General features: G+C 73.3%; 5 protein-coding genes and 1 pseudogene. 1 reads left to right on the forward strand and 5 read right to left on the reverse strand.

Going from position 1 to position 6,997, the window contains the following annotated elements; genetic code table 11:
* Positions 1–60 precede the first annotated feature (60 nt).
* The 4 genes from H5J33_RS18255 to H5J33_RS18270 form a co-directional block, all read right to left on the reverse strand.
* A complete protein-coding gene (locus tag H5J33_RS18255; protein WP_181796004.1) occupies positions 61–606 on the reverse strand; it encodes a PadR family transcriptional regulator in 546 nt (181 codons plus the stop codon).
* Between the two features lie 32 nt (positions 607–638).
* Complete coding sequence (locus H5J33_RS18260; protein ID WP_181796005.1) at positions 639–2,654, reverse strand: NADPH-dependent 2,4-dienoyl-CoA reductase; 2,016 nt, start codon at positions 2,652–2,654, stop codon at positions 639–641.
* A 216-nt stretch (positions 2,655–2,870) separates the two neighbouring features.
* Positions 2,871–3,242 (reverse strand): hypothetical protein, encoded by a 372-nt coding sequence (locus H5J33_RS18265; protein ID WP_181796006.1) that lies wholly within the window; start codon positions 3,240–3,242, stop codon positions 2,871–2,873.
* Between the two features lie 94 nt (positions 3,243–3,336).
* Positions 3,337–4,218: a hypothetical protein gene (locus tag H5J33_RS18270; protein WP_181796007.1), complete on the reverse strand. Its 882-nt coding sequence runs from the start codon at positions 4,216–4,218 to the stop codon at positions 3,337–3,339.
* Between the two features lie 315 nt (positions 4,219–4,533).
* Here H5J33_RS18270 and H5J33_RS18275 point away from each other — a divergent pair, with 315 nt between their 5' ends.
* Positions 4,534–6,612, forward strand: coding sequence for a SpoIIE family protein phosphatase (locus tag H5J33_RS18275; protein WP_181796008.1), 2,079 nt, complete (start codon positions 4,534–4,536; stop codon positions 6,610–6,612).
* 18 nt (positions 6,613–6,630) lie between these two features.
* Here H5J33_RS18275 and H5J33_RS18280 read toward each other — a convergent pair.
* Positions 6,631–6,997, reverse strand: a pseudogene (locus H5J33_RS18280) (putative protein N(5)-glutamine methyltransferase); the annotation flags it as partial.

Consider the following 6,997-nt stretch of genomic DNA (forward strand, 5'->3'; position numbering starts at 1 on the left):
TCGTCGCCACCGGCTGGGCGCTGCGCCGCCGCTCCCGTCCGTACCGGCTGTGAAACCCCTTCAGTCGGTGTCCGGCAGTTCGGCGAACTCCGCCAGGGCGTGGGTGAGCCACCGGGTCCAGAAGGTCTCCAGGTCGATCCCGGCCCGCAGCACCAGATGGCGCAGCCGGTCCTGCGGGGCGTCCCGGCCGGGCGGGAAGTCGCGCTTCTCGATCTCCCGGTACTCGGCGAGCTGCCGGCGGTGCAGCTCCAGGTGGCGGCGCAGGTCCGCCGCCAGGCCCGCGGTGCCCACCACGGCGGCCGCGCGCAGCCGCAGCAGCAGCACGTCGCGCTGCGGCTTCGGGTCCTGGGCGGCGGCGGTCCAGCGGGCCAGTTCCGCGCGGCCCGCGGGCAGCACCCCGTAGCTCTTCTTCTGCCCGCGGGCCGGCTGTTCGGACGGCAGCGCGCGGATGAGCCCCTCGGCCTCCAGCTTCCCCAGCTCGCGATAGATCTGCTGGTGCGTCGCGGACCAGAAGTAGCCGATCGACTTGTCGAACCGGCGGGTCAGTTCCAGTCCCGACGACGGCTTTTCCAGCAGGGCGGTGAGGATCGCGTGCGGGAGTGACATGGGCTCATCCTAGGGAGGGAGGTGCCCGGCCCCTACAGGGTCGCCGCCAGCTCCGTTCCCTGCTTGACCGCCCGCTTGGCGTCCAGTTCGGCGGCCACGTCGGCGCCGCCGATGAGGTGGGCGCGGCGACCGGCGGCGACCAGCGCCTCGTACAGGTCGCGGCGCGGCTCCTGACCGGTGCACAGCACGACCGTGTCGACCTCCAGGACCGTGCTCTCCCCGCCGACGGTGATGTGCAGGCCGGCGTCGTCGATCCGGTCGTAGCGCACGCCCGGCACCATGGTGACGCCCCGGTGCTTCAGCTCGATGCGGTGGATCCAGCCGGTGGTCTTGCCGAGGCCGGCGCCGACCTTGCTGGTCTTGCGCTGGAGCAGGTGCACCCGGCGGGGCGGGGCGGGCCGCTCGGGGGCGGTGAGGCCGCCGGGTGCCCGGTAGTCCGGGTCGACGCCCCAGTTCCGGAAGTAGGTTCCCGGGTCCTCGCTCGCCTTGTCGCCGCCGTCGGTGAGGTACTCGGCGACGTCGAAGCCGATGCCGCCGGCGCCGAGGACGGCGACGCGGTCGCCGACGGGGGCGCCGTCGCGGAGCACGTCGAGGTAGCCGAGGACACGGGGGTGGTCGACGCCGGGGATGTCCGGGGTGCGCGGGCTGACGCCGGTGGCGACCACGACCTCGTCGAAGCCGTCCAGGTCGGCGGCTTCCACCCAGGTGTCCAGGCGGACGTCGACGCCGTGCGCGTCGAGCTGGTGGCGGAAGTAGCGCAGCGTCTCGTCGAACTCCTGCTTGCCGGGCACCTTGCGGGCGACGTTGAGCTGTCCGCCGATCTCGCTCGCCGCGTCGAACAGGGTGACGGCGTGGCCGCGTTCGGCGGCGGAGACCGCGCAGGCGAGGCCGGCCGGACCGGCGCCGACCACGGCGACGCGCTTCTTCAGCCGGGTCGGCGCGAGCACCAGCTCGGTCTCGTGGCAGGCGCGCGGATTGACCAGGCAGGAGGTGATCTGCCCGCTGAAGGTGTGGTCGAGGCAGGCCTGGTTGCAGCCGATGCAGGTGTTGATGGCCTCGGGGGTGCCGGCGGCGGCCTTGGCGACGAAGTCGGGGTCGGCGAGCATCGGGCGGGCCAGGGAGACCATGTCCGCGCAGCCGTCGGCGAGCAACTCCTCGGCGAGTTCCGGGGTGTTGATGCGGTTGGTGGTGACCAGCGGGACGGACACCTCGCCCATGAGCTTCTTGGTGACCCAGGTGTAGGCGCCGCGCGGCACGGAGGTGGCGATGGTGGGGATGCGGGCCTCGTGCCAGCCGATGCCGGTGTTGATGATCGTCGCGCCGGCGGCCTCCACCGCCTTGCCGAGGGTGATCACCTCCGCCAGCGAGGAGCCGCCCGGGACCAGGTCCAGCATGGACAGCCGGTAGATGATGATGAAGTCCTCGCCGACGGCCTCGCGGACCCGCTTGACGATCTCGACGGGGAAGCGCATGCGGTTCTCGTACGAGCCGCCCCAGCGGTCGGTGCGCCGGTTGGTCGGCGCGGCGATGAACTCGTTGATCAGGTAGCCCTCGGAGCCCATGATCTCGACGCCGTCGTAGCCGGCCCGCCGGGCGAGGCGGGCGGTGCGGGCGTAGTCGTCGATGGTGCGCTCGATGTCGGCGTCGGTCAGTTCGCGGGGCACGAAGGGGCTGATGGGCGCCTGGAGGGGGCTGGGCGCGACGAGGTCGCGGTGGTAGGCGTAGCGGCCGAAGTGCAGGATCTGCAGGGCGATCCGGCCGCCCTCGCGGTGCACGGCGTCGGTGACCACCCGGTGCCGCTCGGCCTCCGCGTCGGTGGTGAGCTTGGCCCCGCCCTCGTACGGCCGGCCCTCCTCGTTGGGGGCGATGCCGCCGGTGACGATGAGCCCCACGCCGCCGCGCGCGCGGGCGGCGTAGAACGCCGCCATCCGCTCGAAGCCGCGCTCGGCCTCCTCCAGACCGACGTGCATGGAGCCCATCAGCACGCGGTTGGGCAGGGTGGTGAAGCCCAGGTCGAGCGGGGTCATCAGGTGCGGGTAGCGGCTCATCGGGCCCTCCGTGCCGGGTGTCGTCACCCCTTGTTGTAGAGGAAGCCCGAGGCTTTGTGCAACTAGTTGCACAACCAGCCACCTGTGTACCTAATAGTATGTACATTGCCCGCGCGACGACTCGGTCGTCTTCGTGGTGATCACCCTGCGGGACGGGTACGGGCCGGCGCAGACGCCCCGGCCGGGCAGGGCCGGCCGGGGCGTCGCCCCGGTGACTCAGCGGCTCTCCAGGCGCAGGTGCAGATCCCGCTCCTGGTCGCCGGAGGCCGTACAGGTCTCCTTCACGGTGAACATCGAGTCCAGGGTGGTGCGGAACCGGTCGACGGCCCAGTAGCCGCCCTGGACGTCCGCCTGGACCGGCTGCCCGAGGTGGACCGGCGGGCAGCCGGAGCCCCGGGATTCGGCGACGTCGTAGGTGCCGAGCCAGACCATCGGCCGGGTCTCGTGGAGCTGCTGGGGTTCCTCGTCCGCGCCCCGGTCGGAGGCGAAGCAGGACCTGAGCGCCTCGAAGACGAGACGGGCGTCCTCCTTCGATCCGCTGATCTCCACCGTGACGGTTTCCGGATGCGACCGCTCCGTGTCTGCCATGATCGCTCCTTTCGTGGCCGCGCTGCGGTGGAACGGGGTACCCCGCCGAACCGCGTCCACCCCCAGGAAAACACCACGTGTGCTTCCGCACACCTCAGCCGCGGGTGAACTTGTACGTCTTGCTGTCCGTCAGCACGCAGAAGCCGGGCGAGACGACGATCACCCGCAGCACGCCGCTGCGGCGGTCGTAGTCGATGCCCTCCGCCTCGAAGGAGCCCTGGCAGGAACTGCGCAGCGGCAACTGGCGCACCGCCGTGACGTGCCCGGTGACGTCGGCGGTCCCGTCCGGCGGGGCGGAGAGGTCCACCTGGAGCAGCGGCTTGGTGAGGCCGAAGAGGCTGCCCTCGGGGTCGTCGGAGGAGCACAGCAGGGTGGTGGGGCCGGTGAAGTCGCAGCCCTGGACGTCGCGGACGGCGTGGTCCAGGCGGACGGTGGAGACCAGCGGGAGGTCCGCCGAGGGCGAGGTGGCGGGGTTGACGCCCGGGGTCGGGAAGACCAGCAGGCGGGTCATGGTGCCCCACTCGCCGGACAGCGTCCAGCGGCCGTCGGGCGAGACGGCGGCCCAGGAGTTGTTCAGCGCCTCGCCCGGGCCGAGCGTGTGGACGTACTCCGACCACGCGCCGCCGGGCGCCTGCACCCGGAACATCTTCGAGTTGCCGGAGTCCCGCTGGTAGGGCTCGATGTAGAAGCCGTCGTAGGAGGCGTCGGGGTCGCCTACGTGGTTCCAGCCGCGGCCGGCCAGGCCGGGCGGGATCGTGCCGACGCCGGTGTACCGGTTGGGGCTGTTCGCCGGGACCTCCACCGAGGTCAGCCCCTGGCTCTCGGTCAGCGGGTCGGCGCGGTCGGAGCCGGTCTCGGTCCAGGTGCCGGCGGCCGAGGCGGGCGCGGGCGCGGCCAGGGACACGACGGCGGCGGTGACGAGGGTGACGAGTCCGGCGAGGACGGTGTGACAGCGTTGCCGGGCGGACGCGGGCATGGCCGGCTCCTCGGGCGGGTGACGGGGGCACTCGGACGGCGGACAGTGTGGCGTGGCGTCATAGTCATGTACAGACCAATAACGCAACATGGGCGTGAACTCTCACGGCCCCCGGGACCGCGCGATACGGTCCCGGCGGGGAACCCGAGCCGCGCGCGCCACCGGCGCGACGGCTCCGGCGGACGTCCGCCGCCGTGTTGAGAGATGGTGGAGGGAGAACGGCGACGGCGGAGAGTCGGGTGTGAGCGCGGTAGAACGAGGACAGTCGGCACGAGGCACGGCGTGCCGTGCGGACGGGCGAAGGCGGTGCGTGGCATGAGTGCGGCCGAGGCTCCGGTGACGGAGAACGGCGAGCCCGCGCGCGGTCCGGTTCCCCCGGGCGGCCTGCTGGACGTCCTGGGCGTGGCGTCGGTGGTGCTGGACCGGGACGGCCGGATCGTGCTGTGGAGCCCGCAGGCGGAGGAACTGTTCGGGTACCCCGCGGAGGAGGCGCTCGGGCAGTACGCCGCCCGGCTGATGGTGCACGAGGAGCACAGCCGGCTGGTGGGCAGGCTGTTCGCCGACGTGATGCGCACCGGGAAGAGCTGGGCGGGCGGCTTCCCCATCCGGCACAAGGACGGCAGCACCCGTGTGGTGGAGTTCCGCAACATGCGGCTGCTGGACGACCGCGGGGACGTCTACGCGCTCGGGCTGGCCGCCGACCAGTCGACCGTACGACGGCTGGAACAGGACGTGGCGCTGTCCGAGCGGATGGTGAAGCAGTCCCCGATCGGCTACGCCGTCCTGGACACCGAGCTGCGGTTCGTCTCCGTCAACCCGGCCCTGGAGCGCATCAACGGGGTGCCGGCCGCCGAGCACGTGGGCCGGACGCTGCGGGAGGTGGTGCCGCTGCTGAACGCCGGCGACCTGGAGGCCGCGGCCCGGCGGGTGCTCGAGACGGGTGTGCCGCTGATCGACGACACACTGGTCGGCCGCACCCCGGCCGACCCGGACGAGGACCACACCTGGTCGCACTCGCTGTACCGGCTGGAGGACACCCTGGGCCATGTGCTCGGGGTGGCCGTCTCGCTGGTCGACATCACCGAGCAGCACCGGGCCTCGGTGGAGGCGGAGACCGCGCGCCGCCGGCTCGCGGTGATCGCGGACGCCTCGGCCCGGATCGGCACCACGCTGGAGCTGGAGCGCACCGCCTGCGAGCTGGCCGAGGTCGCGGTGCCGGAGCTGGCGGACGTGGCGGCGGTGGACCTGCTGGACGCGGTGGTCGAGGGCCGGCCCAGCGCGCTCGGGCCCTCGGAGTCGGCGGTGATCCGGGCGCTGGCCGTACGCCCGGCGGAGGGCAGCGACGCGGTCCGGGCCGCCGACCCGCCCGGCCAGATCGCCCGGTACGGGCCGGACCGGCTGGTCACCGAGTGCGTGCGCACCGGCGAGGCGGTGCTGGTGCCGCGGGTGAAGGACGAGGATCTGCCGCTGATCGCCCGCTCCGCCGAGGCGGCCGTGCTGCTCGGCCGGGCGGGCCTGCACTCGTACCTCGCGGTGCCGCTGATCGCGCGCGGCGAGGTGCTGGGCGCGCTGGACCTCAAGCGGACCCGCAACCCGGCCCCGTTCGACGAGGACGACGTGCTGCTGGCGCGCGAGCTGGCGGCCCGCGCCGCCGTGCAGATCGACAACGCGCGCTGGTACCAGAACGCCCGCAACACCGCGCTCACCCTCCAGCGCAGCCTGCTGCCCAGTCATCCGCCGGTCACCACCGCCCTGGAGGTGGCCTCCCGCTATCAGCCGGCCGGGGCCACCAGCGAGGTGGGCGGCGACTGGTTCGACGTCATCCCGCTGGAGGGCGGCAAGACCGCACTCGTCGTGGGCGATGTGATGGGCAGCGGGGTCGGCGCCGCCGCCACGATGGGCCGGCTGCGCACCGCGACCACCACCCTCGCCGCGCTCGACCTCGATCCGGCCCGGCTGCTGGAGCACCTGGACAAGACGACCTCGGCCCTGGACCACTCCATCGCGACCTGCGTGTACGCCGTCCACGACCCGCGGCTGCGCCAGTGCCGGATCGCCAACGCCGGCCATCTGCCGCCGGCCCGGGTACGGCCCGGCAGCCCGCCGGAGCTGCTCGACCTGCCCACCGGGGTGCCGCTCGGCGTGGGCGGGGTCGGCTTCTCCACCGTCACGGTCGGTTTCGAGCCCGGTGACGAGCTGGTGTTCTACACCGACGGGCTGGTGGAGACCCGCTCCCACTCGCTGGACGAGCGGCTGGCCCTGCTGCTGTCGCTGCTGGACGACCCCGCCCGCCCGCTGGAGGAGACCTGCGACCACCTCCTGCGCACGCTGCGCCACCCGGACAACCACGACGACGTGGCGCTGCTCATCGCCCGGGCGCAGGAGCCGGGGTGACCGGCGGGGCGGCGGCGCCTACCGCGCCGTCCCCCGTCGTGCCGGTGCCGGGCGTACGCCGATGACCACGTGCGCGTACAGGTCCTCGTCGACGGCCAGGCGGGTCGTCAGGCCCGCGTCGGCGAAGGCGCGTACGGCGGCGGGTGCCTGGCGTTCGCTGGTCTCGGTGAGCAGGCTGCCGCCGGGGGCGAGCCACTGGGCGGCGCCGGCGGCGACGCGGCGCGGCAGATCTAGTCCGGCGGCCCGGCCGTCCAGCGCGATCAGCGGTTCGTGGTCGCGGGCCTCCGCCGGGAGCAGGGCCACCTCGGCGGTGGGGACGTAGGGCACGTTGGCCGTCAGCAGGGCCACCCGGCCGCGCAGGCCGGGCGGCAGGGCGTCGTAGAGA

The organism is Streptomyces sp. WELS2 (genome assembly GCF_013870595.1).
Lineage (GTDB): Bacteria > Actinomycetota > Actinomycetes > Streptomycetales > Streptomycetaceae > Streptomyces.

What these genes read in the sequence shown, in the direction of transcription:
- H5J33_RS18255 (WP_181796004.1), bottom strand. Translation starts at nt 606, where the DNA reads ATGTCACTCCCGCACGCGATCCTCACCGCCCTGCTGGAAAAGCCGTCG.
- H5J33_RS18260 (WP_181796005.1), bottom strand. Translation starts at nt 2,654, where the DNA reads ATGAGCCGCTACCCGCACCTGATGACCCCGCTCGACCTGGGCTTCACC.
- H5J33_RS18265 (WP_181796006.1), bottom strand. Translation starts at nt 3,242, where the DNA reads ATGGCAGACACGGAGCGGTCGCATCCGGAAACCGTCACGGTGGAGATC.
- H5J33_RS18270 (WP_181796007.1), bottom strand. Translation starts at nt 4,218, where the DNA reads ATGCCCGCGTCCGCCCGGCAACGCTGTCACACCGTCCTCGCCGGACTC.
- H5J33_RS18275 (WP_181796008.1), top strand. Translation starts at nt 4,534, where the DNA reads ATGAGTGCGGCCGAGGCTCCGGTGACGGAGAACGGCGAGCCCGCGCGC.